This is a genomic window from Rhizobium sp. 10N414, from assembly GCF_056394785.1.
Genome location: NZ_JBFTIN010000061.1, coordinates 1 through 25,993 on the forward strand (window position 1 = coordinate 1; position 25,993 = coordinate 25,993).

Annotated in this window: 26 protein-coding genes and 4 pseudogenes; 22 read left to right on the top strand and 8 right to left on the bottom strand. The window is 59.4% G+C overall.

Translation table 11 applies throughout. The features are described 5' to 3' along the window. Positions 1-180: 180 nt before the first annotated feature. Positions 181-487 (top strand): annotated as a pseudogene (locus AC1DE4_RS29655) (hypothetical protein); the annotation flags it as partial. Here AC1DE4_RS29655 and AC1DE4_RS29660 read toward each other — a convergent pair. The 3 genes and pseudogenes from AC1DE4_RS29660 to AC1DE4_RS29670 all read right to left on the bottom strand — a co-directional run. Continuing rightward, positions 481-682, bottom strand: a pseudogene (locus tag AC1DE4_RS29660) (adenine nucleotide alpha hydrolase family protein); the annotation flags it as partial. The pseudogenes AC1DE4_RS29655 and AC1DE4_RS29660 sit on opposite strands and share 7 nt — an antisense overlap. Before the next feature lie 199 nt (positions 683-881). Next, complete coding sequence (locus tag AC1DE4_RS29665; RefSeq protein WP_169681688.1) at positions 882-1,265, bottom strand: type II toxin-antitoxin system VapC family toxin; 384 nt, start codon at positions 1,263-1,265, stop codon at positions 882-884. Next, positions 1,262-1,462 (bottom strand): type II toxin-antitoxin system VapB family antitoxin, encoded by a 201-nt coding sequence (locus AC1DE4_RS29670; RefSeq protein WP_169681686.1) that lies wholly within the window; start codon positions 1,460-1,462, stop codon positions 1,262-1,264. Before AC1DE4_RS29670 ends, AC1DE4_RS29665 begins: the two co-directional genes overlap by 4 nt. Before the next feature lie 268 nt (positions 1,463-1,730). Here AC1DE4_RS29670 and AC1DE4_RS29675 point away from each other — a divergent pair, with 268 nt between their 5' ends. Continuing rightward, the gene (locus tag AC1DE4_RS29675; protein ID WP_477884435.1) at positions 1,731-4,520 is read left to right on the top strand and encodes an MGH1-like glycoside hydrolase domain-containing protein; all 2,790 of its coding nucleotides are present in this window, start codon (positions 1,731-1,733) and stop codon (positions 4,518-4,520) included. Positions 4,521-4,550: 30 nt separating this feature from the next. After that, positions 4,551-6,032 (top strand): alpha-amylase family glycosyl hydrolase, encoded by a 1,482-nt coding sequence (locus tag AC1DE4_RS29680; protein WP_477884437.1) that lies wholly within the window; start codon positions 4,551-4,553, stop codon positions 6,030-6,032. Positions 6,033-6,084: 52 nt separating this feature from the next. Here the strand turns inward: AC1DE4_RS29680 and AC1DE4_RS29685 are convergent, their stop codons facing one another. The 3 genes from AC1DE4_RS29685 to AC1DE4_RS29695 form a co-directional block, all read right to left on the bottom strand. Next, positions 6,085-7,035 carry a polyphosphate kinase 2 family protein gene (locus AC1DE4_RS29685; RefSeq protein ID WP_477884439.1) on the bottom strand — a complete coding sequence of 317 codons (951 nt, stop codon included), beginning with the start codon at positions 7,033-7,035 and terminating at the stop codon, positions 6,085-6,087. A 226-nt stretch (positions 7,036-7,261) separates the two neighbouring features. After that, positions 7,262-7,444 (bottom strand): SulP family inorganic anion transporter, encoded by a 183-nt coding sequence (locus AC1DE4_RS29690; protein WP_169681680.1) that lies wholly within the window; start codon positions 7,442-7,444, stop codon positions 7,262-7,264. 314 nt (positions 7,445-7,758) lie between these two features. Then, a complete protein-coding gene (locus tag AC1DE4_RS29695) occupies positions 7,759-8,853 on the bottom strand; it encodes an AI-2E family transporter (protein ID WP_192306007.1) in 1,095 nt (364 codons plus the stop codon). A 409-nt stretch (positions 8,854-9,262) separates the two neighbouring features. On the opposite strand from AC1DE4_RS29695, the pseudogene AC1DE4_RS29700 reads away from it, so the two are divergent. The 9 genes and pseudogenes from AC1DE4_RS29700 to AC1DE4_RS29740 all read left to right on the top strand — a co-directional run. Then, positions 9,263-9,756 (top strand): annotated as a pseudogene (locus tag AC1DE4_RS29700) (SulP family inorganic anion transporter); the annotation flags it as partial. 9 nt (positions 9,757-9,765) lie between these two features. Then, positions 9,766-9,946, top strand: a pseudogene (locus AC1DE4_RS29705) (DUF3422 family protein); the annotation flags it as partial. A gap of 295 nt (positions 9,947-10,241) precedes the next feature. Then, complete coding sequence (locus AC1DE4_RS29710) at positions 10,242-10,667, top strand: acetyl-CoA carboxylase biotin carboxyl carrier protein (protein ID WP_477884442.1); 426 nt, start codon at positions 10,242-10,244, stop codon at positions 10,665-10,667. Then, positions 10,664-12,052: an acetyl-CoA carboxylase biotin carboxylase subunit gene (locus AC1DE4_RS29715; protein ID WP_477884444.1), complete on the top strand. Its 1,389-nt coding sequence runs from the start codon at positions 10,664-10,666 to the stop codon at positions 12,050-12,052. Before AC1DE4_RS29710 ends, AC1DE4_RS29715 begins: the two co-directional genes overlap by 4 nt. Further along, positions 12,049-12,459 carry an acetyl-CoA carboxylase gene (locus tag AC1DE4_RS29720; protein ID WP_477884446.1) on the top strand — a complete coding sequence of 137 codons (411 nt, stop codon included), beginning with the start codon at positions 12,049-12,051 and terminating at the stop codon, positions 12,457-12,459. The genes AC1DE4_RS29715 and AC1DE4_RS29720 overlap by 4 nt, the downstream gene beginning before the upstream one ends. Beyond that, entirely contained in the window at positions 12,456-13,163 is a 708-nt protein-coding gene (gene pxpB / locus AC1DE4_RS29725) for a 5-oxoprolinase subunit PxpB (RefSeq protein WP_477884448.1), read from the top strand. Before AC1DE4_RS29720 ends, pxpB begins: the two co-directional genes overlap by 4 nt. After that, positions 13,160-14,149 (top strand): 5-oxoprolinase subunit C family protein, encoded by a 990-nt coding sequence (locus AC1DE4_RS29730; RefSeq protein ID WP_477884450.1) that lies wholly within the window; start codon positions 13,160-13,162, stop codon positions 14,147-14,149. The genes pxpB and AC1DE4_RS29730 overlap by 4 nt, the downstream gene beginning before the upstream one ends. Positions 14,150-14,178: 29 nt before the next feature. After that, positions 14,179-14,946: a 5-oxoprolinase subunit PxpA gene (locus tag AC1DE4_RS29735; protein ID WP_477884452.1), complete on the top strand. Its 768-nt coding sequence runs from the start codon at positions 14,179-14,181 to the stop codon at positions 14,944-14,946. A 49-nt stretch (positions 14,947-14,995) separates the two neighbouring features. After that, positions 14,996-16,201: a pyridoxal phosphate-dependent aminotransferase gene (locus AC1DE4_RS29740; protein ID WP_192306021.1), complete on the top strand. Its 1,206-nt coding sequence runs from the start codon at positions 14,996-14,998 to the stop codon at positions 16,199-16,201. Between the two features lie 34 nt (positions 16,202-16,235). On the opposite strand, the gene nac is transcribed toward AC1DE4_RS29740, so the two are convergent. After that, positions 16,236-17,141, bottom strand: coding sequence for a nitrogen assimilation transcriptional regulator NAC (nac, locus tag AC1DE4_RS29745; protein ID WP_477884455.1), 906 nt, complete (start codon positions 17,139-17,141; stop codon positions 16,236-16,238). A gap of 232 nt (positions 17,142-17,373) precedes the next feature. Between nac and AC1DE4_RS29750 the strand changes: the two genes are divergently transcribed. The 5 genes from AC1DE4_RS29750 to AC1DE4_RS29770 are packed head-to-tail and all read left to right on the top strand — an operon-like array spanning position 17,374 to position 21,242. Continuing rightward, a complete protein-coding gene (locus AC1DE4_RS29750) occupies positions 17,374-18,153 on the top strand; it encodes an SDR family oxidoreductase (protein ID WP_477884457.1) in 780 nt (259 codons plus the stop codon). Continuing rightward, positions 18,150-18,857 (top strand): amino acid ABC transporter permease, encoded by a 708-nt coding sequence (locus AC1DE4_RS29755; protein ID WP_192306027.1) that lies wholly within the window; start codon positions 18,150-18,152, stop codon positions 18,855-18,857. Before AC1DE4_RS29750 ends, AC1DE4_RS29755 begins: the two co-directional genes overlap by 4 nt. Further along, positions 18,854-19,612 carry an amino acid ABC transporter permease gene (locus AC1DE4_RS29760; protein WP_192306029.1) on the top strand — a complete coding sequence of 253 codons (759 nt, stop codon included), beginning with the start codon at positions 18,854-18,856 and terminating at the stop codon, positions 19,610-19,612. Before AC1DE4_RS29755 ends, AC1DE4_RS29760 begins: the two co-directional genes overlap by 4 nt. Continuing rightward, positions 19,609-20,376, top strand: coding sequence for an amino acid ABC transporter ATP-binding protein (locus AC1DE4_RS29765; RefSeq protein ID WP_477884459.1), 768 nt, complete (start codon positions 19,609-19,611; stop codon positions 20,374-20,376). Before AC1DE4_RS29760 ends, AC1DE4_RS29765 begins: the two co-directional genes overlap by 4 nt. Positions 20,377-20,408: 32 nt before the next feature. After that, positions 20,409-21,242 (top strand): ABC transporter substrate-binding protein, encoded by an 834-nt coding sequence (locus AC1DE4_RS29770; RefSeq protein ID WP_477884461.1) that lies wholly within the window; start codon positions 20,409-20,411, stop codon positions 21,240-21,242. 116 nt (positions 21,243-21,358) lie between these two features. On the opposite strand, the gene AC1DE4_RS29775 is transcribed toward AC1DE4_RS29770, so the two are convergent. Next, positions 21,359-22,282, bottom strand: a complete 924-nt coding sequence (locus tag AC1DE4_RS29775; protein ID WP_192306035.1) for a LysR family transcriptional regulator — start codon at positions 22,280-22,282, stop codon at positions 21,359-21,361. Positions 22,283-22,401: 119 nt separating this feature from the next. On the opposite strand from AC1DE4_RS29775, the gene AC1DE4_RS29780 reads away from it, so the two are divergent. The 5 genes from AC1DE4_RS29780 to AC1DE4_RS29800 form a co-directional block, all read left to right on the top strand. Continuing rightward, positions 22,402-23,238, top strand: coding sequence for a transporter substrate-binding domain-containing protein (locus tag AC1DE4_RS29780; protein ID WP_192306037.1), 837 nt, complete (start codon positions 22,402-22,404; stop codon positions 23,236-23,238). 20 nt (positions 23,239-23,258) lie between these two features. Then, complete coding sequence (locus tag AC1DE4_RS29785) at positions 23,259-23,957, top strand: amino acid ABC transporter permease (protein ID WP_477884464.1); 699 nt, start codon at positions 23,259-23,261, stop codon at positions 23,955-23,957. Next, entirely contained in the window at positions 23,957-24,667 is a 711-nt protein-coding gene (locus tag AC1DE4_RS29790; RefSeq protein ID WP_477884466.1) for an amino acid ABC transporter permease, read from the top strand. Before AC1DE4_RS29785 ends, AC1DE4_RS29790 begins: the two co-directional genes overlap by 1 nt. Next, positions 24,664-25,395, top strand: coding sequence for an amino acid ABC transporter ATP-binding protein (locus AC1DE4_RS29795; protein WP_477884468.1), 732 nt, complete (start codon positions 24,664-24,666; stop codon positions 25,393-25,395). The genes AC1DE4_RS29790 and AC1DE4_RS29795 overlap by 4 nt, the downstream gene beginning before the upstream one ends. Before the next feature lie 22 nt (positions 25,396-25,417). After that, positions 25,418-25,993, top strand: a 576-nt coding sequence (locus AC1DE4_RS29800) for an amino acid ABC transporter ATP-binding protein (RefSeq protein ID WP_477884470.1), incomplete at its 3' end; no start/stop codon positions are given.

Consider the following 25,993-nt stretch of genomic DNA (forward strand, 5'->3'; position numbering starts at 1 on the left):
CGGGTACTTTCTTGCGACGCTTGGAGTTCGGCTCGAAGACGCGGCGTCGTGCGGGCGCTGCCGTGAAGAATACTTCCCATAATGCATCCTCTTCCTGACGACTCAGGTTCAATGATGCACCATCACACTCAGGGACTACACACCTAGCTATTGACCAGAATATAGATCATTAAGTGGTCAATGGAAAAGCAGCCTTTCAAATGCCAGCTGACACATCCGCAGGGCGGCGCCTGGAACTATTTCACCCACGACCAGGCGCGCTCGCGGGCCTATCGCTGGGGCGAAGATGGCCTTGGCGGCATCTCGGACGACGGCCAGCGGCTCTGCTTTGCGCTCGCGCTCTGGAACGAGCGCGATCCTGAAAGAGCGCTTGTTCGGGCTCACGAAGAGCGAGTCAAATCACGGCGAGGACGTCAAGGAATACTACTTCTACCTCGACTCGACTCCTACACATTCCTACACGAAGTACCTCTACAAGTACCCCCAGTAGATCGGCCACTTGAAGGGGTCTGAGGAGACGACGTCGATGATCTCAGAAACCTGGGCGACGTCGAGCAGGGCTGCCACGCGCGGCATGACGTTCTTGTCGGTCGAGGTGGCGGCGGCGATGATCGTGTCGTAGGCACCGGAAAGCTGGACGATCAGGGCGGCAAGGCTCGGCCAGATTGTTGGCAAGGCTTGCGTATCGTTCCTCCGCCTTCCGGCTGAGTTCGTATCATGCTGCCTGGGAAGAATGCATCGGTCGCCGTTTGGGGAAAAGGTACGCGCTACCTCCCCTTTTTATCCTTTGGACCAAGTGGCGAAACGAGAAAGCGCAGAATGCGCCAGCGGTTCGATTCCCTCAATAGTAAAAAATGCTGAGGGAGTGCATCGCTTCAATACTAGTTGGGCATTTGCGCGGATAGAAAAACCGGCGCACCAACCTTCTGTGCTGCGGCCGCTAGGCGCTTGTCTCGCGTCCACAAGCTGGTTCTTCGGTCAAGGAGTGTTGAAGTCAGCAGGTGCGCATCAGTGTAGCCAATCCCCATACAGAATATTGAGTGGCGCTCAATGACAGTCATTACCTCTGCATGAGTTGCGATCACGGCTTCCCGTTGAGCCGAGAGAAACGCGATAACGGCATCTCGTTCTCGCAGACTGCCTAGAGCCAATTCGCCAACGACAAAAGGGTGGCAGAGCAGACGGTCATCCTCTATGATTTTTTTCAGGTCGGCGTCTCCATACCGAAAATGGTCGATCCAGATTGAGGTATCTACAAGGATCACTTGGCCACTTCGCTCCGGCGGCGAGGGGCAGCCTCGGCGTTCGGCATAGAGCCGCCAAGAGCGATCAACCGCTTGCCAGATTCAACGCGCACAAGCGTCTCCAGCGCCAAACGGACAAGAGCCGCCGTTTCCTTCGTGCCTGTCAGCGATTTGGCTCGCTCCAGTAGGTTGTCGTCAAGATTTATGGTGGATCGCATTTCCATCTCCCGCGCCTTATTGAATACATAGCACCATTTGGTGCTAAAATCGATGCCTAATAGCGACGTGGTGTTCTGATCCATGTGGGCGCGAGTTCGATTCCGCTCAAGACCAGTCCTCTGGGGCCTTGAAATTCTTCGCTTTGCGTTGCCGGCCAAAGCTCTCCGCTAAATGTCAACATGACCCCAGCGTTTCCGCTACAATCAACACATGCCGCGAGCCAGAACACCGCGCGTGCGCATCCACGGAAAATGAGGGGGCCGAACTATGTCGAATGGTCCATCGGGCGCAAGGGCGCAAGCCGAGCCGGCGCAGCCGTCGCGGTCCGTCCTTGTCGCAGAACAACGTCGCCTCGAGGAGGACAGAGAGGCGGGGGGGGCCTGGAAGAAATGGGGCCCCTATCTGAGCGAGAGGCAGTGGGGCACGGTACGCGAGGACTACAGCGAGTCGGGCGACGCCTGGAACTATTTCACTCACGACCAGGCGCGCTCGCGGGCCTATCGCTGGGGCGAAGATGGCCTTGGCGGCATCTCGGACGACGGCCAGCGGCTGTGCTTTGCGCTCGCGCTCTGGAACGAGCGCGATCCGATCCTGAAAGAGCGCTTGTTCGGGCTCACGAACAGCGAGTCAAATCACGGCGAGGACGTCAAGGAATACTACTTCTACCTCGACTCGACTCCCACGCACTCCTACATGAAGTACCTCTACAAGTACCCCCAGCGGGAGTTCCCCTATCGGGACCTCGTCGAGACCAGCCGGCACCGGTCGAGGGAGGAGTTCGAGTATGAGCTGCTCGATACCGCTATCTTCGACGACAACCGCTACTTCGACGTTTTCCTCGAGTATGCCAAGGAAGACCCGGAGGACATGCTGATTCAGGTGACGGTGCATAACCGGGGGCCCGAGGCCGCGCGGCTCCACGTGCTGCCGACGCTCTGGTTCCGCAACACGTGGTCGTGGGGGAAAAATGGGGCCAAGCCGCTCCTGCGGGAAGCCTGTGGGACCATCTGCGCCTCGCACCCCGACGTCGGCGACTACACGCTCGCGTGCGACGGACGTCCTGAATTTCTCTTCACCGAGAACGAGAGCAATGTTTCCCTCCTCTGGGGGCAGCCGAACCCGACGCCGTTCGTCAAGGACGCGTTCCACCGATACGTCGTTTCTGGTGACACCGGGGCCATCAACCCGGAAAAGACCGGCACGAAGGCCGCGGCGCGTTACATCCTCGACGTGCCGGCGGGCGGAGCCTCGATCGTCCGGTTGCGATTGTCAGCAAGGCTGCCGGCGAGGCCGTTCGCGAAGAGCTTCGATGCGACGGTGGCCGCCCGCAAAAAGGATGCCGACGAGTTCTACGAGCGCATTACCCCCGGCTCGCTGAACGAAGACGAGCGGCGGGTCCACCGCCAGGCGCTTGCGGGGATGCTCTGGTCGAAGCAGTACTACTTCTACGACGTGGACACCTGGCTCAAGGAGCACGAGGCGCATCCTCTCGTCGGAACCTCTAGGCGGCGGATGCGCAACGCCGAGTGGTTCCACATGTTCAATGGCGATATCATCTCCATGCCCGACAAGTGGGAATACCCGTGGTATGCCGCATGGGACCTCGCGTTCCACACGCTCGCGCTCGCGCTCGTCGATTTGGACTTCGCAAAAGCGCAACTCCTCCTCATGCTGCGAAGCCTGTATGTGCATCCGAATGGGCAAATCCCGGCCTACGAATGGAACTTCAGCGACGTCAATCCGCCCGTGCACGCGTGGGCGACGCTTTTTCTCTACAGGACGGAGCAAGCCCTCGGGCGGGAGGATATCGACTTCCTGGAGCGCTCGTTCCAGGGTCTAATGCTCAACTTCAACTGGTGGGTGAACCGCAAGGACCCCGACGGCCGGAACGTTTTCGCCGGCGGGTTCCTCGGCCTCGACAACATCGGTGTCTTCGACCGCAGCGCGCCGCTCCCGACCGGCGGGTCGCTCGAACAGGCCGACGGCACCGCTTGGATGGCGTTCTACTGCCAGAGCATGATCGAGATCGCTCTCATACTCGCCGACCACGATCCCGTCTACGAGGAGACGGCGTTCAAGTTCATTGAGCACTTCATGTGGATCGCCTACGCAATGGACCGCATCGGTGAGCACAATGACGAGATGTGGGACGAGACGGATGGATTCTTCTACGACGTGCTGCGGCTGCCGGACGGATCCGCGACCCGCCTCAAGGTCCGGTCGATGGTAGGGCTGATCCCGCTTTGCGCCTCCACAATCTTCGGCCCAGACGACTTCGAACGATTTCCAAAGCTTCGCGAACTCGTCAACCTTTTCAGGGAGCGCCATCCCGACGTCGTGGCGCAGGTTGCTCCAACCGAGCACGGCTTCGTCGGCTACGCCGGGCGCCGCCTGCTCTCGCCGCTGTCCAGGAAACGCCTCGAGAGGGTGCTCGGCTATATGCTCGACGAGAGGGAGTTCCTGAGCCCGTACGGTATCCGCTCACTCTCCCGCTACCACCAGGACCACCCGTTCGTGCTTCATATCGGGGGTGACGCGCACCGTGTCTCCTACCTGCCGGCCGAATCGGACACGGGGATGTTCGGCGGGAACTCGAACTGGCGGGGCCCCGTCTGGATGCCGGTCAACGCGCTAATCGTGCGTGGGCTCCTCAATCTCTACGGTTTCTACGGAGACGACTTCACGGTCGAGTGTCCGACCGGCTCCGGTCGCCGCATGACGCTCTTCGAGGTGGCTCAGGAGATAAAGCAGCGGCTCACGAGCATTTTTCTGAGAGACGCGAACGGCCGTCGCCCGGTCTATGGAGGGACCGCGAAGTTTCAGGAGGACCCGCACTGGCGCGACCTCATCCTCTTCTACGAGTATTTCAACGGGGACAACGGTGCGGGCCTCGGGGCGAGTCACCAGACTGGTTGGACGGGCGTGATCGCGCGCCTGCTCGACCTCTTCGGCCGTACCAGCGCCGCCGACATTCTTGAGGAGAAGGAGAAAAGGCGGCTCGTGGACCGCCTCGTCCGGGAACGGGCGTATGGAGCTGTCTCGCCAGGCAGCGCATAGAGGAGCAGCCATTGCGGAGAGGGAACTGAGATGAACACGGGGTTCCATCCCTCGCTCTTTCAGATCAACACGCGCGTCTGGCTTACCGAGCTGTCCCAAGGGCTCGGCCGGCCGGCCACGCTTGATGACATTCCGGACACTGAGCTGGAGCGCCTTGCCGAGATGGGGTTCGACTGGATCTGGTTGCTAAGCGTCTGGCAGACCGGTGAAGCGGCACAAAGTGTATCTCGCACCAACGTAGACTGGCGCCACCAGTTTGAGGAGACATTGCCCGACCTGCGCGAGACAGACATCGCAGGATCGGGCTTCGCCATAGCCGATTACACCGTGCACTCCAGTCTGGGTGGCGATGCTGCGCTGGCGCGCCTGCGCGAACGGCTCAAGCAGCGTGGCCTGCGGCTGCTGCTCGACTTCGTGCCAAATCACATGGCGCCGGATCACCCGTGGGTCGAACAGCATCCCGACTATTTCGTCCACGGCAGCGACGCCGATCTCGCAAAGGCACCGCAGAATTATTGCCGGGTGCGAACGTCCAGAGGGCCGCTGGTGCTAGCCTACGGCCGCGACCCGTATTTCGACGGCTGGCCCGACACGCTGCAGCTCAACTACGGCAACCCGAACTTGCAGCACGCGATGATCGGCGAGCTGTTGCGCATCGCCAAGCAGTGCGACGGGGTCCGCTGCGACATGGCGATGCTGGTGTTGCCGGAGATATTCGAACGGACGTGGCACATCCACGCCGAGCTGTTCTGGCCGCAAGCGACGCAACGCGTCCGCAAACAATTCCCGGCGTTTATCTTCATGGCCGAGGTGTACTGGGACATGGAATGGACGCTGCAGCAGCAGGGCTTCGACTATGCCTACGACAAGCGGCTTTACGATCGCTTGCGCGAGGGGCACGCGCGGCCGGTGCGTGAGCATCTGTACGCGGGGCTCGACTACCAGCAGCAGCTTGCTCGGTTTTTGGAGAACCACGACGAGCCCCGGGTCGCTGCGACCTTCACGCCCGAGATGCACCAAGCCGCGGCGATTGTGACCTTCCTTTCGCCTGGGCTGCGGTTCTTCCATCAGGGTCAGTTCGAGGGGCGGAAGAAGCGCATCTCGCCACACTTGATCCGTGCGCCACTGGAGCCGGTGAGTGGGGCCTGCCAGCAGTTCTACGAAGACCTTCTGGCGGTGCTCCGGGAGCCGATCGTCCGCGACGGCCAGTGGCGTCTGCTCGACTGCGTGCCGGCCTGGGAGGGCAACTGGACGTCGGATTGCTTCATCTCCTGGTCCTGGGAGAAGAATGACGGCCAGCGGCAGATGATCGTCGTCAACTATGCTCCAAACCAGAGCCAGTGTTTTGTCCAGCTCCCGTTCTCCGACCTGGCCGGTCAAGCGGTGCGGCTCAAGGATCTGATGGGTCTCGCCAGCTATGACCGCGACGGGAGCGCCCTCGTCTCAAGGGGGCTCTATCTCGATCTGCCGCCGTGGGGCTACCACGTGTTTCAAATCACCGCGCTGCCCTGAGGCGACAGGCACGGGTGGCGACGGGCAACATGCCAGCGACAGAGCCGCGCCATCAGTCCTCTTCCTCGAGAAGCTGGCTTCGTATCTGCCCCAGTTCCTTCTTTCGCGCTTCACTGACCACAGGCATCTGCAGATCGATCCTCTCGAAGGCCCCGGAGATCACCTCCGAAACCGCCAGCCGGGCAAACCATTTGTTGTCGGCCGGAATGACGAACCAGGGAGCCCACTCCGTGCTGGTGTTTTCCAGCATATCCTCGAACGCCTTTTGGTAGTCGTCCCAGTGTTTTCGCTCTGCATAATCCGCCGGTGAAAACTTCCAGTTCTTTTCTGGCTCGTCTATCCGCGCCAGGAAGCGATTCTTCTGCTCCTTCTTGGAGACATTGAGAAAAAACTTCAAAACGATTGTGCCGTTTTGCCGAAGATATTTTTCAAAATTGTTTATTTCCTTGAACCGGCGTTGCCAGATATCGCCTTTGCGAGCGCGCGGCGGAAGCTTTTGCTTTTCAAGCAGTTCCGGGTGAACCCTGACGACCAGAACATCCTCGTAGTAGGATCGGTTGAAAATGCCGATCATGCCGCGCCCTGGCAGCGCCTTTGATGCGCGCCAAAGATAGCCATAATCTAGATCCTCCGCCGACGGCGCCTTAAAGCTTGTGACCTGGCAGCCCTGCGGATTGATCCCGGACATGACATGGCGGATCGCGCCATCCTTGCCCGCCGCGTCCATGGCCTGAAAAATGATCAATAGGGCGTAGTTATCCTGGGCATAGAGAACTTCCTGCATCGCAGACAGGCGGTCGACGTTTGCCGCCACTTTTTCGAGCGCCCCGGCCTTGTCGTCATAGCCGCCGGTAAAATCCGGGTCGAAATCCTTAAGCGAAACCGACATTCCGGGCTCCACGGCAATGTCGCGGAAACGAAAGCGTACGCGGCCGCTGTCCCCCACAGGGATCTCACGCTTTTGGTCAAAATCCACATCCAGTTTCATCTTGTCCTCTGCCATGACATGCTCCCATTTTGGTAACCGAAGTCGACATCCTTGTTGTGTCAGCATTCACGCATTCGTGCAGCGGCGTGGACATTCCGCAATTTCCTGTTGCAAGTGCCAGCCGGCGTTGCTCCGAGGAATCACCGGCCCTCGCTGTCGGCCCGAACTGCGCCTGATGGAGCCGGCTCGGTCGACGGCGATACGCCAAACACCGCATAGGCTAACAAGGGACAATCGTCGCCTAGAGCCCGTAAATTCCAGGTATCCCCGACGCTGCGGCATGGGCGATGCCGACCGGCACCAGCATGGTGGTCAGCACGATCCCTGCAACAAAATCATGGAAAAGCCAGTCAGCCTTGTATTGACGAAGAAATTGAAACCCCGGCAGCCAGCGCGCCAATTGGTTTTGGGTTGCGTCAGCCACTTACCTTTTTCACCCCCCATCATTGTTGTCGACCTCGCCTTTTCGGCTACATGTGGCAGGTTCACCTCCTGATAATATGCAAGAGTATATCATATTTCGCCGGCCAACGCATTTGACCCACCGCTGTCCCAGATGCGTGCAAGGCGCCGCGCCTCTTGCGCGTTTCTGCGTCCATGTTGATGTCTAGAGCACTTGCATCGACGCCTCCGATTCCGCTTTGCTCCAAGGAGACGAAGTCCGACGACATCTTCTGGAAGTTTACGCGGCAATCGTCGGTAACTCGCCTTTGCCGCGATCCAATTGGAAGCCAGTTGTTAGCCGGGCGGGCTCGTCCGCCATGCTTGCAGCAGGACGAAAGCGACAGCAAGCAGCGTCGGTCCAATAAACAGACCAAGGAAGCCAAAGGCGATAAAGCCACCAAAGACGCCCAGGATCGTCAGAGGCATAGGCATTCGAATGCCGCGACCGATCAGCCATGGTTTGAGAACGTTGTCGACCATACTGACCAAAACTCCCCATGCGACCATGAAGCTCCCCCATCCGACCTGGCCCTGTCCGAACAGCCACCACGCCGCACCACCCCAGATCAGCACCAGGAGGGGGGCTCCGATCTGGCTGATGGAGAGCAGTAAGCCGACGAAGCCGAGCGTGGTCGCACCAGGCACACCTGCGAGTGCCAGGCCGAGCACCAGTAGCGCTGCCTGCGCGAGAGCTGTGCCGATCACGCCATAGGAGACGCTGCGAACCGCGCCGGCCGCTGCAAGAAGGCTGGCATGCGCCGTTGCCCCGCCCAGCCGGACGACGATGCTATCCAGTTCTTCAACCAGCTTGCTCCCATTGATACAAAACATGGTTGCCACGATCAGCGCCAGGATCATCTGGACGACGCTGTCGCCAAGCGCACGCGCCGCCGTGATTAGCCACCGCTGCAAAATCTCGGATTGGGGTGCAAGTGCAGTGGCGACGTCACCCTTCGCTTCTAGTAGACCATCCCATGCAGAAGCAAGTTTGCCACCGATCAGGGGGACGTTCTCGATCCAGCCGGGACGTTGTGGTGTTGCCGCGAAGTAGTTCTCGACGCTCTCCGTGAACGCCTTCAGTTCGTCGGTGAGGACCGGAGCCATGATCAGTGCCGGCAACACGATCACCAGAAGCGAAAGCAGGAGAAGCAGCGCTGCAGTCAGGCGAGGCCCGACACCCCGGCCGATCATCCATTGGCGCAAGGGCCAGGCGGCAATCGCCAACGTCGCCCCGAAAAGGATGGCGGCGGCGAAGGGCTTCAAAATCGCGAGCACGCCGACAAGCAGGACCACGACCATCAGCAAAGTGATGCTGCGCTCAATCAGGCCGGCTGTGCCAAGCCCGAGTTGACGGTGGGTGCCGCCGGCAGGAGTCGTATCATCGGGCATCTTGGTCTCCCGTCAGAGAAACCGTCGAAGGCATGGGATCACCCATCGTCGCGGCTCCCGCGCGGATCCTGCCAATGCACTTGACCAGATCGCGACGGTCCAGGGACGATTCCGCCAGCGACAGCGCTGCGTGTGCCGGCATCAGGGTTCGCAAAAGCGCGCTACGGGATGAGATCGCAGTAACGGGATTTTCCACAGAAGAGCGACCCTACCGTTGGCTCAGGAGGTACACACTATACCAAGGTTGCCCCGAAGCATCCAGATACGATCGCTGGTGTGGATGCCGGCGAGCGGCCGACCCTACGCTAGGATCGGCAAACTATAACGCGCGCCAGCAATAGCAGCCGCCCCTCCGGTGCGCCCGACCCAAGCCCCGCTCTTCGGACATTGATCGCGTCGCTGATCAGAGACTAGGCTTGCGGCCTTGGCCACGATGTTGTTGTTCGCGCCGATCCTCGGACTCCTGCCGAATGCCGTCTGGCGGCGATCGTCATCATCTACTCTGTCGGCCTGATAAAGCCGGCAGAGTTTGTACAAATTCGGCGGATCCGAGCGATGGAGTTCTGGTGGGCATGCGGCGGTCGGTCTCCTGACATTCGGTACATTGCAGGGCATCATCGTCGCAATCATCCTGTCGCTCATCACCCTAGCTTACCAGGCGGCGCATCCGCGCGTCTCAGTGATCGGAAAAAAGCGCGGGGCTGACGTGCTTCGCCCCGTCTCTCCCGAGCATCTCGATGACGAAACCTTCGAGGGACTGCTAATCGTGCGTCAGGAAGGTCTTCGCAAGTCCGGATTGGACAAGCAACTGGCCCACGCCGTCTTTTGTTCAACGCACGTGTTGCGATAGAACGGTACAAAGACATGAACAGTACAGCGACGCAGAAGGCTGGGCCGGCGTAGTGGTTCCCGGCCGAGCGTGCGGCCACTCAGGTAAAGATCCAGTGGGCGGTGGAGGGTCTTCTCCGTCATCGCGATCGGCTATTATCTCCTCGGAATTTTGAAGGTCGTGCTCGTGTCGATTCCGATTGTAGTTGGCGCCGTCGCGCTACTGATCGTGCGTGTTAAGCATGCTCTGCGAAGTGAACCTTGATTAATCAAAAACCGAAGCCAGGGCCGCTGGAGCCCGCAATGAAATCGTTGGTCGAAGGTGGTCCCTTCAGGACCGGCCAACGCGCTTGCGGCCGAAAAATCATAACGCCGTACTCTAAATTCAGTCGTCCAACTCCTGGCAACGAGATTGGCGTTAGCGCCGGATGCTGCCTAGATTCTTTCGGTCATCAAAACTTCGTCTGACCCCATCGTCATACTCATCATGCTACGAATTCAAACACCGATTTCGGCACGGGCCGTCATCGCTAGCTGCATTCCAATGTGCCGAGATGTTGATGGATCTGGAGAAGATAAAAACCTTGATCGATTTCGTGGGGCGGTCGAATGTCACCGAACTCTCCGTCACGGAAAAAGACACGACCGTTCGCATCTTCCGCGTTCGTGATCAACAGAGTGCCGAGGAAGGCGCTCCTTCGCCGGCGTCGACACGGGCGTCTCCTGTTTCTGCAATAGCCGGCGTTGCCTCTGAAACCGTAATTGCTCCCGTTTTCGGCATCCTGCATCGCACTCCCGCTCCCGGTGAGCCACCTTTCGTTCAAATCGGCGACGCGGTCGAGGAGGGGCAGACCCTTTTCATCATCGAAGCCATGAAGGTCTTCAATCGCGTCGTAGCGCCGCGCGCGGGGCGTATCGTCAAGCTTACGGATGTCGACGGCGCGGAGGTCGAGACAGGTGACATGCTTGCGGAGATTGCCGGATGAGCGATCCTCAAGTCGTCGAACAGGCCAATGCGAGCTTCAATACCGTGCTCATCGCCAACCGCGGCGAGATTGCGGTCAGAATCCAGAAAGCTTGTCATTCGCTCGGACTCAAGACCGTGATGATTTGCTCCGAGGCGGACAGGTCTGCGAAGTATGGCGAAGCAGCGGAACACTTCCTGTGTGTCGGGCCTTCCGCAGCCGCCAAGAGCTACCTGAACCAGGACGCGATCCTTCTTGCCGCGCGATTGACCGGTGCTGGTGCCATTCATCCCGGATATGGCTTTCTGTCGGAAAAGTCCTCGTTCGCGGAAGCGATCGATGGCGCAGGCCTTGTCTTCATCGGACCGCCCGCCTCCGCGATCGCCACCATGGGCGACAAGATCGCTGCGAAGCGCGCGATGATATCGGCTGGGGTCCCGTGCGTTCCCGGTCCGGACACTGCACTTCCCGATGACCGTGAACTGGTCGAGCGCACCGCGCGTGAGATCGGATACCCTGTAATAATCAAGGCCTCAGGCGGTGGCGGCGGACGTGGAATGCGCGTCGTATCCGGGCCGGAACAGCTTCATGAAGCGATCGCGCTGACGCGCGAGGAAGCCCGCCAGGCGTTCGGTTCAGCCGAACTCTACATGGAAAAGTTCCTGCAGCATCCACGCCATATCGAGATACAGGTCGTCTGCGACAACCACGGGAACGCGGTGTGGCTCGGCCATCGCGACTGCTCAATGCAGCGCCGGCATCAGAAAGTGGTTGAAGAAGCGCCCGCTCCGGGGATTGCAGCCGATACGATCGACCCAGTAGGTCAAGCCTGTGTCGAAGCCTGTCGGCAGATCGGCTATCGCGGCGTCGGAACCTTCGAGTTTCTTTACGAAGACGGGCGGTTCTATTTCATCGAGATGAACACCCGACTTCAGGTAGAACACCCGGTCACCGAAATGACGAGCGGAGTCGATATCGTCAAGGAGCAGATCGGTGTCGCCCAGGGCCGTCCCTTAGCCTTTCGCCAGGCCGAGATCGTATGCAACGGTCATTCGATCGAGTGCCGTATCAACGCTGAAGATCCCGACAGCTTCCTGCCATCGGCCGGCACCATCAACGATCTGAGCTTCCCAGAAGGTCCAGGCGTTCGCGTAGACACGCATATCCATGCAGGATACCGGGTATCGCCCTACTACGATTCGCTCATTGCCAAGCTTATAGTCCACGCGGAGAGCCGGCCTGCTGCAATCGCCCGGATACGCGATGCCCTGGCAGCGACGCGCATCGGCGGAATTTCTACGAACCTACCGTTCCTGCGCGCGCTTCTTGATGACGAGGAGTTTGGCCGGGGCGAGACCGACATCCATTACCTCGAGCACTGGCTCAAGCAGAGGAGGCCGGCATGAGTGCCATCGGTCTTTCGGATCCGGTGACGATCGCTGCTCTATCCGACGCGCTCACGAGGGCCGGCGTCGAAGGTCTCGAGATCACCACGCGGGACGGCCATGTCAGGATCGTCGTTTCGACGAACAAGGATATCGAAGTTTCCCACTTGAAGGTTGCGCCGGGCAACTCCGCCGACAACGTGGTCATCAAGGCACCGATCGCTGGTCATTTTCGACCGGTTGCGGTCGGCACTGACGAGGACGCGCGCGAGATATCGCAGGGTGAAATCCTCGGTTTCATGGCAATCGGCCCGATCCTGGTTCCCTTGGTGTCAACTCACTCCGGTCTGCTTCGGCGGCAACCTATCGAGCCTGAGACCTTGACAGGTTTCGGAACCCCACTGTTCGAGATCCAGAAAACGCCATGACGATCCAGCCAGCCAACAACTCGTCTCGTTACGATACTCCGTCGACCCTTCGCAAGGGCGCTCGTATTTCGTTTATTGGCGCACGAGCCTTCTTGCTCGAGGCTCCCGGTGATTTCGACTTGCCGGCACAACGACTTATTTGGGCGGTGGCGCGCTTGGTCGCGGAATGGGATGACGTTGGAGAGGTCATTCCGGGCATGACCAATCTGCTCGCAATCCTCAAAGAGACGCCAGAGGATCCTGGGTTCTTTGTCGAGCGCTTCGAGGCTGCCTGGCGGGAGGCCCGTAGTGTCGATCTCAACGGCAAAACCATCGAGATCCCCGTGGTCTACGGTGGCGAACATGCCACGGACCTTGCGGCCATCTGCGATCATTCGGGCCTGAGCGACCGCGAAGTCGTCAAACTCCATCATGAAGCAACTTACCGGGTCTTCGCGCTCGGAAGCGCACCCGGCTTTGGCTACCTGCATGGCCTCAATCCAAGCATCTATATGCCGCGCAAGAAGGTGCCGTCGCTGCGCATGGAAAAAGGCTCCGTCACAATCGGGGGAATGCAGACCGGCGTTGCTATGCTGACCGGCCCCAACGGCTGGAACTCGATCGGCCACGCCGACCAGAAGATGTTCGATCCGACATCAGCCACCCCCGCGCTCATGGCACCCGGCGATGTCGTACGCTTTCTCCCGGAAAGGATCGAGTTGTGATCGAGATTGTCCAAACCGGCCCGCTCAACACTGTCCAGGACTTGGGCCGTCCCGGCTATCGTGCGATCGGCGTCTCGGCCAGCGGTGCGATGGATCCGCTCGCGGTCCGGGTCGGAAATGTCCTTCTCGGCAACGCGCAGGACGCGGCCGCGATCGAACTTCAAACCTTTCCATTCAAGGTGCGTTTCGCCGCGATCGCCGAGTTTGCGGTCACAGGCGCTGATGGCGTCAACTTGTTGAACGATCGCGACGTGATGTCTTGGTGTGTCCACCGTGCGGTGCCGGGCGATGTTCTGGAAATTCGCCAACCGCGTCGCATGGCCCGTGTCTATATCACCGTTGCCGGCGGCGTGGACGTACCAGTCGTCATGGGATCACGAAGCACGACGTTGCGTGGTGGTTTTGGTGGCAGCGACGGACGCCCGTTTGCTGCGGGCGACGCACTTGCGATCGCGCCGGTTGAAAGCCAGGTGCAGTACCGCCCGGTCGCCGTTGTTGAGCCTGCTGTCGCTCTACAGGACATTTTCTCCGCCTCGATCGATGATGTTCTGCACGTCCGTGCAATTCCAGCAGGCGAGCACGACCTCTTTGCGTCCGATGCGGACCGGTTCTGGAGCCAGCTCTGGCGGATCTCATCGCAGAGCGACCGGACCGGCTATCGACTGTCGGGTGAGCCGATCAAACCGGAGGCACCGGTGGAAATGCGCTCTCATGGCGTCGTGCCTGGCGTTGTTCAGGTGCCTCCAGGTGGCGAGCCGATCATTCAGATGAGCGATGCGAATACCGCAGGCGGATATCCGAAAATCGCCGGCGTGATCGAAAGCGATCTTTGGCGTCTCGGCCAAGCACGTATCGGGACAAAGATCCGATTCGTGCGGTCCACTCACGCTGAAGCTAGGGCGACGGAACAGGCCGTCGACCGTTATGTCGAGGACGTGCAGCGCACGGCAACAATGGTCAAGCGCGCGCTCGGCGTGATCGCCTGAGGGCATCTCGGACCTGAATGGAGGACACGGTGAAGATCGATCTGAATTCGGACATGGGTGAGGGGTTTGGCCCCTATCGTCTTTGCGACGACGAGGCCATGATGCGTGTCGTGTCGTCCGCGAATATCGCCTGCGGCTTCCATGGGGGAGACCCGGAGACGATGGCGCGTATGGTTCGTCTGGCCAAGGAAAACGGCGTTGGGATCGGTGCCCATCCCGGTTTGCCGGACAGGGCAGGCTTCGGCCGCCGTGAGATTGCCTTTCAGCCTGATGAACTGCGCCAGCAGATGATCTATCAGTTGGGCGCTCTTCAAGCGATCGCCAAGGCCGAGGGGATGACCGTCGGCCACTTTTCCTTCCACGCGGCGATGGGAAACATGGTCAATCGCGACTCCAGGCTTGCGGATATGATGGTGGACGCGATCGCCAAAGTGGATGAGCGGTTGGTGATCTTCGTCACTCCGGACAGCGAGATAGAAAGAGCCGCCAAACGTGCGCGCCTGAGGACGTTGTCCCTTTTCCTTGCCGATCGTGCCTATGATGCCAGTGGCAAGCTTGTTGCTCGCGGGCTCCCCGGAGCCCTCGTCAAGGACGAAGCTTCGGTACGCACTCGCGTGCGCCGTTTCTTGCTCGACGGTACTGTCGAGGCGATCGACGGGACCGTAATCAACATGCCAGCACGGTCCATCCTCGTCCACAGCGATACGCCTGGCTCGCTCGAGCTCGCAAAACTCATCCGAAATGAAATCAAACAAGCCGGAGCCGAGCTCGCATCGGTTTTTGAGCTCGCGTCCTGACCATCCACCAGCCCCGTCACACATTTTCCCGAAAGTGAAAGATCGGACCATGCCCTCCGTAGCCGACCGCCTGAAGAACGTTTCCATCTCCGCATCCGCCGCCATGACCCAGCGCGCCCGTGAACTCGCTGCCAAGGGAATAAAGGTGGTAAGCCTGTCCTCTGGCGAGCCGGATTTTCCGACGCCAGTTCATGCGATCGAGGCCGCTCATGCAGCAGCCCTCGGCGGAGACACAAAATACCCTCCGATGGATGGGACGTTGGCGCTGAAAACGGCGATATCGCGGAAATTCAAGCGCGATAACAATCTTGATTATGACGCCAGCCAGATCATCGTTTCCGGTGGTGGCAAGCAGGTCATCTTCAATGCGATGCTCGCCACCTGCAACCCGGGCGATGAGGTCGTCATCCCGACCCCGTCCTGGGTAAGCTACGCCGATATCGTCAAGTTTGCGGGCGGCACGCCGGTGCCGGTGCCCTGCTTCGAGCAATCCGGTTTCAAGCTTCGCGCCGAAGATCTCGAGGCCGCGATCACGCCGCGCACCAAGTGGCTGCTCCTCAACTTCCCCAACAATCCGACGGGCGCAGCGTGCTCGCGCGCGGAGATGGCCGCGATCGCAGACGTCATGCTGCGCCATCCGGACATCTGGATTCTCACAGACGATATCTACGAACACCTCGTCTATGACGATTTCGAATTCTGCACCATCGCCGAGGTGGAGCCGCGGCTTCACGACAGGGTGCTGACGATGAACGGCGTATCAAAGGCCTACGCGATGACCGGATGGCGGCTTGGCTTCTGCGCCAGCGGCTCCAAAGAATTGATTGGCGCCATCAGCAACGTCAACGGCCAAAATAGCGGCGGCATTTCCACGGTCACACAGGCCGCGGCCATTGCCGCCTTGAACGGCTCCCAGGATCTGCTCAAGGAGCGTGCCTCGATTTACCGGGAACGTCGCGACTTCGTCGTCGATACGCTCTCAAAGATCGACGGTCTTCGCTGCCACAAGCCGGAAGGCGCCTTCTACGTTTATCCCAACATGGCATCGCTGATCGGAAAGAGAACCAAAGGGGGACGCAAGATCGAGAGTGATGTCGATTTCGTCATGGCTCTGGTCGACGAGCACCATGTCGCCACTGTCCAGGGTGCGGCCTACGGGATGAGCCCCTATTTCCGTATCTCCTACGCGACGAGCATAGAGATGCTTCGAGAGGGCTGCGCCAGGATTGCGCAATTCTGCGACGACATGCGCTGATCCGACAAACAGCGGAGTCCGCCTTCGCGGGCTCCTAATCCTTGAGGCGCTCCGTCAGTTCGACAAGGATATCGCGAACCGCAAGGGCGGGCTCCGACAGTGCATTCTGGTCGGAGGTACATAGGGACAATGTTTCCTCGATCCTTGGGGAAACAACCCGGCAAACCAGTGGCTCGCTCGATTCGGTGACGATACGGTCGGCAATCGCTTTCGGCATGATCGTCGCCCCCAGGCCGCTTGAAACCGCGCGTGCCAACGTCCTTACGACTTCAACCTCGGCGACCACCTTGAGATTGATCTTACTGCGCGTAAATGCGGTCTCGATGGCGCGCCGCACGAAGTTGTAGGACGGCGGCAGCAGGAGCGGGATGCCGTCCAGGGCGCCGACCGGAACCGGCTTCGTATCCGCATCGATCGAAAAGTCCTGCGGGGCGACGAGAAAAAACTCCTCACTGAGGATTGGCTCGAAGCGAACACCCTTGATTGGGCCGATGCCGTGAATGAGCGCCATCTCAAGTCGGCCGTTCATGATCATCTGGCTGTAGGTTTGCCCGACACTTTCGGTCAGATGCAACAGGATGCCGGGATGGCGTTTGCGGGTCTCTGCAAGAAGTTCGACCGAAAGCATAGCCGCGCTGCTGAACGGAACCAGCCCGACCGAGACCCGACCCGCTAGCGAATTTCCGGCCGCGGAAGCGTCCGCCTGGGCCTGCTCCATCTGGCGCAGAATAATCTGCGCGTGCCGGTAAACGGCGTGGCCGGCGTCGGTCATGCTGACGCCCTGCTGGCTGCGAATGAGCAGCTTCTGGCCAAAATGGTCTTCGAGCGCGGCCAATTGTTGGCTGAGCGCCGGTTGAGCAAGATGCAGTATGTCGGCGGCGCGCGTAATGCTGCCACTGTCGACGATGACGATAAAGGATTTGAGGCGCTTGATATCCATCTGGGGCAGGGCGTTCCGATGCTTTTTGGCGTTTATTCTTACTGCTGCGGGCGGGTTTTGCAACGCATGCAGCCTGCCGTACCTCCCGAGTTCGGGCCGGCAGTAGGCCGAATCCGAGGCGCTGGATAGCGGCGTCCGGTCCATAAGACTTGCTTATTAGGTCAGAAATAATCGGTCTTAGGCAAGGGTTAAAAGCTCCGCTAAGGTCCGAGCCAACAAAAAGGGAACCAAGATGCCTTTCTCAGATTACAAGACAGCATTGGTAACAGGGGCCTCATCCGGCATCGGTGCAGCCGTGGTGGAACGGCTCCGCCGCGAGGACATCGAGGTCCATGCCGTCGCTCGCAGTGAGAAGGCTTTGAACGAACTTGCTGCCCGAACCGGATGCATCGCGCATGCCATCGATGTTACCGACCGCAAGGCTATGGCCAGCCTTTCAACGCGCATCGACTTCGACATCCTCGTCAACAATGCCGGCGTCGATCGGCCGAAGAAGTTCCTCGAGGCGGATGAAGCCGATATCGACCTGCTTGTCGACGTCAATCTTCGCGCCGTCCTGCATATCTGCCGTCTGGTCGTTCCGGGCATGGTTGCCCGTGATCGTGGCCATGTCATCAACATCTCCTCGATTGCCGGGAACTATAATTTCGGGGGCAATTCGACCTATCATGCTGTCAAGGCTGGGGTTGCCATGCTGTCGAACCAGCTCCGCATTGATGCCTTCGGCAAGCGCGTCCGCGTGACAGAAGTCTGCCCCGGTCGCGTCGCCACAGATATTTTCAACCACGTGCACGGCGACGATCCGAGCGTTCGCGAACGCTTCATCGACGGCTTCGAACTGCCGCAAGCGAGCGATATCGCCGACGCGATCGCTTTTGCAATCGCTGCTCCGGTTGCCGTCAACATCGGCCATATGGAGATCACGCCGACCCTTCAAGTCATGGGTGGCTTGCAGACAGCAAAGCCCCAATCGCCCGCTAGTGAGAAGGCCGGCGAGAGGACAAAGCCGTGAACGGGTTCGATCTCTCGGCGATACTTTCCAACCCGGAATATCGTTCCCTGCTTCTGCATGGCGTCGAGATGACCTTCATCATCTATATCGGCTCGTGGACGTTGGCGATGACGCTGGCGATCCTGCTTCTGGGACTTCGGATTTCGCCACTTCGTTTCGCGGATCCAATCGTCAAGGCCTATGTATCCTACCATCGGAATGTCCCAACGCTTGTACAGTTGATGCTCTGGTATTTCGGCATCTACACTCTCATGCCGGATGGCGTTACGGGCTGGCTCGCAGATCACAACGCTGAAGCTATTTTCGCAATAATCGGACTCGGGCTCTGTCAGGCAGCCTACTTCAGCGAAGACCTTCGCTCCGGGCTCCGTGCCGTGAGCCCAGGCCAGATGGAAGCCGCGAAGGCGCTAGGTCATGGCTACGTTTCCGCGATGCGTTTCGTCATCATGCCGCAGGGTATTCGCAACGCGCTTCCGCCGCTCATCAATCATTCCGTCTCCCTCTTCAAGAACAGCAGTCTGGCGATCGTCGTCGGCGCTTCGGAGCTGACCCACGCGATCAAGGAGATCGACAACGTTAGTTTCCGGACGTTCGAGATCTATCTCGTCGGCACGCTGATCTACCTGTTTTTCTCACTCATCATCATGGGTGCCGGTGCCGTCATCTCGATGCGCGCGGATCCCGCTCTGAGGGCCGGCCGATGATCCAGGATATCGTCAACATCCTCAAGGACTACTGGCTGCTCCTGTTGATCGGTCAATATCCGAACGGCCCGCTTGGTGGCCTGGCGAATACGCTCGTTCTGTCTGTTCTTGCGATCGCTCTTGCATTTCCGCTGAGCATTCTGTTGGCGCTTGCTCGCCTCTCGAAGTTCCGAATCCTGCGGTGGCCGGTTACAGGCCTCGTTTATGTGACGCGCGGCGTGCCGTTGCTGATGCTTATCCTGTGGTGCTACTTCGTCGTGCCGCTATGGACGGGCGCTGACGTGCCGAGCTTCTGGATCATGCTCGTGACGCTCGTGATCTACGAAGGCGCTTTCCTGAGCGAGGTTGTGCGGGCAGGGATCGTTTCGCTCGGACAAGGACAAATGGATGCCGCTCGCGCTCTTGGCCACAGCTACCTCGGGGCAATGCGCTACGTCATTCTTCCGCAGGCTCTCTACAACATGATCCCCAGCATGATCTCGACCTTCGTCTCCACGATCAAGGACACGACGCTCGGCTATGTCATCAACGTTCCAGATCTGACCTTCGCCGCAAGCCAGGTCAATAACCAGCTACTGACGCAGCCATTCCAGGTCTTCCTGGTGCTTGCACTAGTTTACTACGTGCTGTGCTGGACGCTCACTTTCGTTGCCAACACCGTCGAAAAGCGCATTACGCGCCGCCGCGCCGGGCCCGTCAACGTCCGCCTCCCGGCCGAAAGCCTGCCCCTCAAGACACTCACGGAGCAACTATGACCGCGCCACAGTCAAAGCCGCAGGATGGGCAGGCCATTCGCCTCGCAGCCGTAAGCAAAAGCTACGGAGACTACCAGGTGCTCAAGAACATCGATGCCGAGGTCAAGCGCGGCGAGGTGGTCGTGATTTGCGGGCCATCGGGCTCGGGGAAGTCGACCCTGATCCGCACCGTCAATCGCCTTGAGGAGATCAACAGCGGCGCGATCGAGTTCGAAGGCCAGAACATTCACGCGAAGATGCGTGCCTCCGAACTGAACAAATTGCGCAGCCGGATCGGCTTCGTCTTTCAGAGCTTCAATCTTTTCCCGCATCTCTCGGTCCTCGAGAATGTGTCGATGTCTCCAATCAAGATAAAGGGCGTACCTGCGAATGTTGCGCGGGAAAAGGCGCTCAAGCTTCTCGACCGAGTTGGTCTTGCTGATAAGGCAAATTCCTTTCCTGCACAGCTTTCCGGCGGACAGCAGCAACGTGTGGCAATCGCGCGAGCGCTTGCCATGGAGCCGCCGGTCATGCTTTTCGATGAGCCGACAAGCGCGCTCGACCCCGAAATGGTTGGCGAAGTCCTGGCGGTCATGAAGAGCCTTGCGGCCGAGGGCATGACGATGCTCTGCGTCACGCACGAGATGAATTTCGCGCGCGATGTCGCGGACCGCATCTGGTTTATCGACGCTGGTGAAATCCTCGAGACCGCGACGCCGGATGAATTCTTCACGAATCCCCGTCACCCACGCGCGCAGCGCTTTCTCTCGGATCTGCGGCACTGACGGGCAAAGCTTCATAACAACGGAGAACAGCAATGAATTGGAAATGCATTACTGCCGGACTGATGCTTGCCGGCGCCGCGGCGCTCCCTGCCAAGGCCGATCAGCTTGATACGATCCTTGCCAACAAGACGCTGCGTTGCGCAACCTACGCTGACGTTCCTCCCTTTTCGTCCCCCGATGTGAAGACCCGCGAAATGGTCGGCTTCGACGTCGATCTTTGCAAAGCAGTTGCTCGCGAACTCGGTGTTGCCGCCGAGATCAAGCCGATCTCGGTCGAAGCGCGCGTATCAGAGGTGAAGCTCGGCCGCGTCGATATCACGGTCGCAAACTTAGCCTATACGCAGAGCCGCGCCGAGCAGATTCAGTATAGCGATCCATACTACATGGCCAAGGAAATGCTGATGGTCCCTGCCGACGACAAGGGCAAGACCAAGGCGGACTATCAGGGCCAGCGTCTGGCCTCCAGCAAGGGATCAACCTCCGAGCTGTCGATCAAGCTCAACAAGTCCGAACCGTTGACATTCCAGGATACGGGCTCGGCGTACCTCGCCCTGCAGCAAGGCAAGGCGCGCGGCATGGTCGCAAACACCATGACCATCACCAAGCTTGTCAACGAATCCCAGGTGCGCGGCAAGAAGATGCGCATGATCGAAGACCCTATGCTCTATCAGCCGATCGGCATCGGCATGCAAAAGGACCAACCGGCACTGACCGCAAAGGTAAACGAGATCCTGCACAAGCTCGACAACTCGGGTGAGATCAACAAGATCTGGGATACCTGGCTCGGGCCGAACACCGAATACAAAATGACCCGCACCGACAAGGTCGTGCCGCTGTCCGAACTGAAGTTCGACCCGATCCCCTGAACGGCGTGCGCGCAACGTCGTAGATATCAACTGGTTCGAGATTGCGAGGCGGCGGGGATCCCTGCCGCTTCAACTTTCTACGCGGGTTGCCGACCCTCAAATGGCGCTATGCCCGGTCACGAGGCGACGCACGACCAGTTACCCTGTTCACCGAGATCGCGCACGACTTCGACCAGGATATTCCTGACCTCTATCACGGCCTTGGTCTGGGGATGATCGACAGGGCTATCCAGAACCAGCCGTCGCGTAAATCCCTTGCCTGCCAGTGGAAGTACAGACAAGGCGCCCTTCTGAAAATCTTCGAAGATTGCTCCGCGGCCAAGAACGGTGAAGCCGAAGCCTGCGCCGATGGCAGCCTTGGTGCTCGCAAGGCCCTCGATTTCGCGCACGATGTTGATCGCCTTTCCGAGAATGAGCGCCTCACGCTCGAGGAGGATCCGGATACCGTGGCGGCGCGTCGGCAAAATCAGAGGAAGCTCCAGCGCCTGGCTGATTGAGATTGACGATCCGTCTTGGGTGAAATGCCCAGCCGGGCCGACGGCGTAGAGCATCTCGTCGAATAGCGGCGATGCCGTGGGGCGAGCGACTTCGCCAAGATTGACCGCGAGATCATGCGCCTTCGTCTCGATCGCAGCTCGCAGGGTCTGGCTGTCTCCCTCGCTGATCATCAGCCGGATCTTGGGAAAGCGTTCCTCGCAAATCTTCAGGATGGGGACGGCGACAAGAGGGGCTATGGATGCGAGCACGCCGAGCGAAACGTCTCCCGTGGGGTTTTTCGCTTGCTCCTTCGTCGCCGCCTCGGCCTGCTCAAGCGCCTTGAGAATAGCCTGCGTGTGCGTCAGGAGCGTGGTACCGGCTTCCGTTACGACGACGCCCCGGGGCGTACGGGTCAATAGCTGTACGGAAAGCTGTTCTTCAAGCGAGCGCATGTGGAGGCTGAGCGCTGGCTGAGCAACGCCAAGCTCGTGCGCGGCTCGCGTGAACGAACCAAACTCCGCGATCTTGGCGAAGTAGCGCAGTTTCAGGAGATCGAGTGCCACGCCTGCTTGATGCCCCCATAACGGATTTTTATAACCGTCATCTTCAATATATATTTGTGAGAATAGCGCAACCCACTTAAACGGACAGTCAGCGAGAGGACGCTCAGTAGGAGGACATCATGAGCTTCAAGACACTGCTTGCCGCATCCGTTATCGGACTCGCGGCCTTGACCCATTCCGTTTCCGCAAGCCAGCTGGACGACGTCAAAAAAGCCGGAAAGATCACTTGCGGTGTTCTGACGAACTCCCCACCGCTCGGCTTCCAGGATCCCAAGAGCCGCGAGCCGGCGGGTTACGAGATCGATATCTGCCGGCAGTTTGCCCAGTCGCTCGGCGTGACGGCCGAGCTGGTGCCGGTCTCGCCGCAAACCCGCATGGCAGAGCTGGTCCAGGGCCGTGTCGACGTGCTCGCCTCCTTGCTGAGCTACAGCAAGGAACGTGCCGAGCAGGTCGATTTCAGCGGCGCCTACATCGCCGAAGATTTCAACTTCGTTGTACTTGACCAGTCCGACATCAAGAAGGTCGACGACCTCTCCGGCCAGCGCATCGGCCTCGTGAAGGGATCGGTTCTCATTCCGCTCACCGAAAAGCGGCTGCCGGACGCTCGAATCCTGTCTTTCGAGACGAGTGCCGCCTCGTTCCTGGCTCTCCAGCAGGGCAAGGTGAAGGCGACGGTCTACCGCTACTCCGAGGGCAAGGCTGTCGAGCGTAATGCCGGCGATGGAATCAAGGCGCTCCGTTTCCTGGATGAACCGCTTCTGTCGATGCCCTCGGGCTTTGCCTTCCGCAAGGGTTCCCCGGAGCTTGTAAAGGCGGCCAACGATTTTCTTGCGCAGCTCGAAACGTCCGGCGAGGGCCAGAAGCTTTACGACAAGTGGCTCGGCAAGGACTCGGACCTGAAGTCTACGCGCAAATTCGAATTCGGTAAGCCGCAGGAAACCTGGTTTACCAACTGATCTGTCTAGGGCCTAATTGCATGGGTTACCAACTCGACTTCGGCAAGGTCCTGCAGGGCCAGTATCTCGACATGATCCTGCAGGGCCTGGAGACAACGATGATCCTATTCGTTGTCTCCTGGGTCTTCGGACTGCTCCTGGCGATCATCCTGACCGTCATTAGGGCGACCGAATTCAAGCCAACCAATTTCCTCGTGGGAGCTTTTGTCGAGTACCATCGCAATGTGCCGATCCTGATCCAGCTTTTCGTGTGGTATTTCGGTTTCGCCGTTATCCTTCCCGACTCGGTCAATGATTTCCTGAACGATATCGGTGCCGAGATGGGCTATGCGATCGTGGCTCTTGCCCTCAACAAGGCTGCCTATATGTCGGAAGACTTCCGTAGCGGACTGCGCTCGATACACCCGGCGCAGATGGAGGCGGCGAGGTCGATCGGGCTTACTTATCTTGGCGCCATGCGGTGGGTGATCCTGCCGCAGGCGTGGAGGCTCGCTCTGCCGGCACTTCTCGGCCAGACGCTGATCCTGTTCAAGGCGACCAGCCTCGGCGCTGCCATTGGCGTCGCGGAACTCTCCTATCAGGCGCGATATGTGGAGGAGCAGTCGTTCCGGATATTCGAAGCCTACGGGATCACCACTGCGATCTACATGGCTATTTCATTTGCGATCATGTGGGCCTCGTCCCGGCTCGAAAAGCGCTTCCAGTTGCGGGTCAAGTAATGTTGGAAATTCTCCGGGAATATGGGTTGATGCTGCTTATTGGCGAGTATCCGCACGGCAAACTTGGTGGCCTTGCGCTCACCCTTATCATCTCTTTCGTCAGCCTCTTTGCCACATTCCCGTGCAGCGTCCTCGTTGCGTTGGCGCGCACGGGAAACGTGGTCTGGCTTCAGAAGTTCGCCGCGGGCTTCGTGCATTCAGTGCGGGCGATCCCACTGCTGATGTTGATCTTCTGGGCCTATTTCGCGCTGCCGATGCTGATCGGCTTCCCAATCGACGCGACGGTAACACTCGTTGTGGCGATCGTGATCTATCAAACTGCCTATCTCGGCGAGATCGTGGCCGCAGGAATCAAGGGCCTGCCGAAAGGACAGGCTGAAGCAGCGAAGGCATTGGGCCTTGGATACATCCCGACGACGTTCAGGGTCGTGTTGCCCCAAGCGCTCTTCAACGTGATCCCGGGCATCATCAATCAGCTGACGACGATCATCAAGGAAAGCTCGCTCGGGTCAATCATCGCCGTTTCGGAACTCTCCTACGTGATGCTGCAAGTCAATTCGAACGAAGTAACCAAGCCGCTGCAGATCTTTGGCATCCTGGCCGCGACCTACTTCATCTTGTGCTTCTGCCTTTCGCAGGCGACTAACTGGCTCGAACGCCGGATCGCCAAGAGGCGGACGGGGCGCTTCTTCGTGGAGGCGCTGGCATGATCGAGTTCAGCAACGTCTCGAAGTGGTTCGGCGCACTCCGGGTGCTGACGTCGGTATCGGCGACCGTACCGAAAGGTAGTACCATCGTGCTGTGCGGACCATCCGGTTCAGGCAAGTCCACGCTCGCGCGGACCGTCAATCGGCTGGAGCCGATCCAGGAAGGCACAATCACCATAGATGGCGCTGACATCCATGCGGCCGGCGTCGATGTCAACAAGCTGCGAACCGGTATCGGCTTCGTCTTCCAGCAGTTCAATCTTTTCCCGCATCTGAGCGTGCTCGAAAACGTAATGCTGCCACTGCAGCGCATCCGCGGTCAGTCGCGAAAGCAAGCGGAGCCGACTGCCATGGACATGCTCAAGCGGGTAGGCCTCGCAGAACGGGCAAAATCACTTCCGGCAGACATCTCCGGCGGTCAGTCGCAGCGGGTCGCGATCGCGCGATCGCTTGTGCTTACTCCCGGCGTTCTCGTTCTTGATGAACCGACCAGCGCGCTTGATCCGGAGATGGTCGGCGAAGTTCTCAAGCTACTCCGGAAGCTGTCGGAGGAAGGGATGACGATGATGTGCGTCACCCATGAAATGGGTTTTGCCCGCGAAGTGTCGGATCGGATCTGGTTCCTGAAGAAGGGCGAACTCAAGTTCAACGGCGAACCAGACGCCTTTTTTTCCGAAGACGCACCGAGCGAGGTTCGCTCGTTCCTCTCTGCCGTCAACCGTACCCGCTAGAACGCCTTCTCGGATAACGCCAATGTCAGACACCACACCTGCAGTCGATATCGTCAATCTTCAGAAGTGGTACGGCGATTTCCTCGTTCTGCGCGACATCAATCTGAAAGTGATGCGTGGCGAACGCATCGTCATCGCCGGCCCGTCGGGTTCCGGCAAGTCGACGATGATCCGCTGCATCAACCGTCTGGAAGAACACCAGAAGGGCCAGATCATCGTCGATGGCGTCGAACTCACCAATGACCTCAAGAAGATCGACGAAGTGCGCCGCGAAGTCGGCATGGTCTTCCAGCACTTCAACCTCTTCCCGCACCTGACGATCCTGGAAAACTGCACGCTGGCGCCGATCTGGGTGCGCAAGATGCCGAAGAAGCAGGCGGAAGAAGTCGCCATGCACTTCCTGAAGCGCGTCAAGATCCCGGAACAGGCCAACAAGTATCCGGGCCAGCTCTCGGGCGGTCAGCAGCAGCGTGTGGCAATCGCCCGCTCGCTCTGCATGAACCCGAAGATCATGGTCTTCGATGAACCGACCTCGGCGCTCGACCCAGAAATGATCAAGGAAGTTCTGGAGACCATGGTCGGGCTTGCGGAAGAAGGC

Coding starts and splice junctions, on each gene's coding strand:
- nac (WP_477884455.1), bottom strand. CDS start 17,141: ATGGATATCAAGCGCCTCAAATCCTTTATCGTCATCGTCGACAGTGGC.
- AC1DE4_RS29675 (WP_477884435.1), top strand. CDS start 1,731: ATGTCGAATGGTCCATCGGGCGCAAGGGCGCAAGCCGAGCCGGCGCAG.
- AC1DE4_RS29750 (WP_477884457.1), top strand. CDS start 17,374: ATGCCTTTCTCAGATTACAAGACAGCATTGGTAACAGGGGCCTCATCC.
- AC1DE4_RS29740 (WP_192306021.1), top strand. CDS start 14,996: ATGCCCTCCGTAGCCGACCGCCTGAAGAACGTTTCCATCTCCGCATCC.
- AC1DE4_RS29710 (WP_477884442.1), top strand. CDS start 10,242: ATGGATCTGGAGAAGATAAAAACCTTGATCGATTTCGTGGGGCGGTCG.
- AC1DE4_RS29685 (WP_477884439.1), bottom strand. CDS start 7,035: ATGGCAGAGGACAAGATGAAACTGGATGTGGATTTTGACCAAAAGCGT.
- AC1DE4_RS29695 (WP_192306007.1), bottom strand. CDS start 8,853: ATGCCCGATGATACGACTCCTGCCGGCGGCACCCACCGTCAACTCGGG.
- AC1DE4_RS29780 (WP_192306037.1), top strand. CDS start 22,402: ATGAGCTTCAAGACACTGCTTGCCGCATCCGTTATCGGACTCGCGGCC.
- AC1DE4_RS29795 (WP_477884468.1), top strand. CDS start 24,664: ATGATCGAGTTCAGCAACGTCTCGAAGTGGTTCGGCGCACTCCGGGTG.
- AC1DE4_RS29770 (WP_477884461.1), top strand. CDS start 20,409: ATGAATTGGAAATGCATTACTGCCGGACTGATGCTTGCCGGCGCCGCG.
- pxpB (WP_477884448.1), top strand. CDS start 12,456: ATGACGATCCAGCCAGCCAACAACTCGTCTCGTTACGATACTCCGTCG.
- AC1DE4_RS29680 (WP_477884437.1), top strand. CDS start 4,551: ATGAACACGGGGTTCCATCCCTCGCTCTTTCAGATCAACACGCGCGTC.
- AC1DE4_RS29765 (WP_477884459.1), top strand. CDS start 19,609: ATGACCGCGCCACAGTCAAAGCCGCAGGATGGGCAGGCCATTCGCCTC.
- AC1DE4_RS29790 (WP_477884466.1), top strand. CDS start 23,957: ATGTTGGAAATTCTCCGGGAATATGGGTTGATGCTGCTTATTGGCGAG.
- AC1DE4_RS29670 (WP_169681686.1), bottom strand. CDS start 1,462: ATGCGATCCACCATAAATCTTGACGACAACCTACTGGAGCGAGCCAAA.
- AC1DE4_RS29785 (WP_477884464.1), top strand. CDS start 23,259: ATGGGTTACCAACTCGACTTCGGCAAGGTCCTGCAGGGCCAGTATCTC.
- AC1DE4_RS29720 (WP_477884446.1), top strand. CDS start 12,049: ATGAGTGCCATCGGTCTTTCGGATCCGGTGACGATCGCTGCTCTATCC.
- AC1DE4_RS29715 (WP_477884444.1), top strand. CDS start 10,664: ATGAGCGATCCTCAAGTCGTCGAACAGGCCAATGCGAGCTTCAATACC.
- AC1DE4_RS29760 (WP_192306029.1), top strand. CDS start 18,854: ATGATCCAGGATATCGTCAACATCCTCAAGGACTACTGGCTGCTCCTG.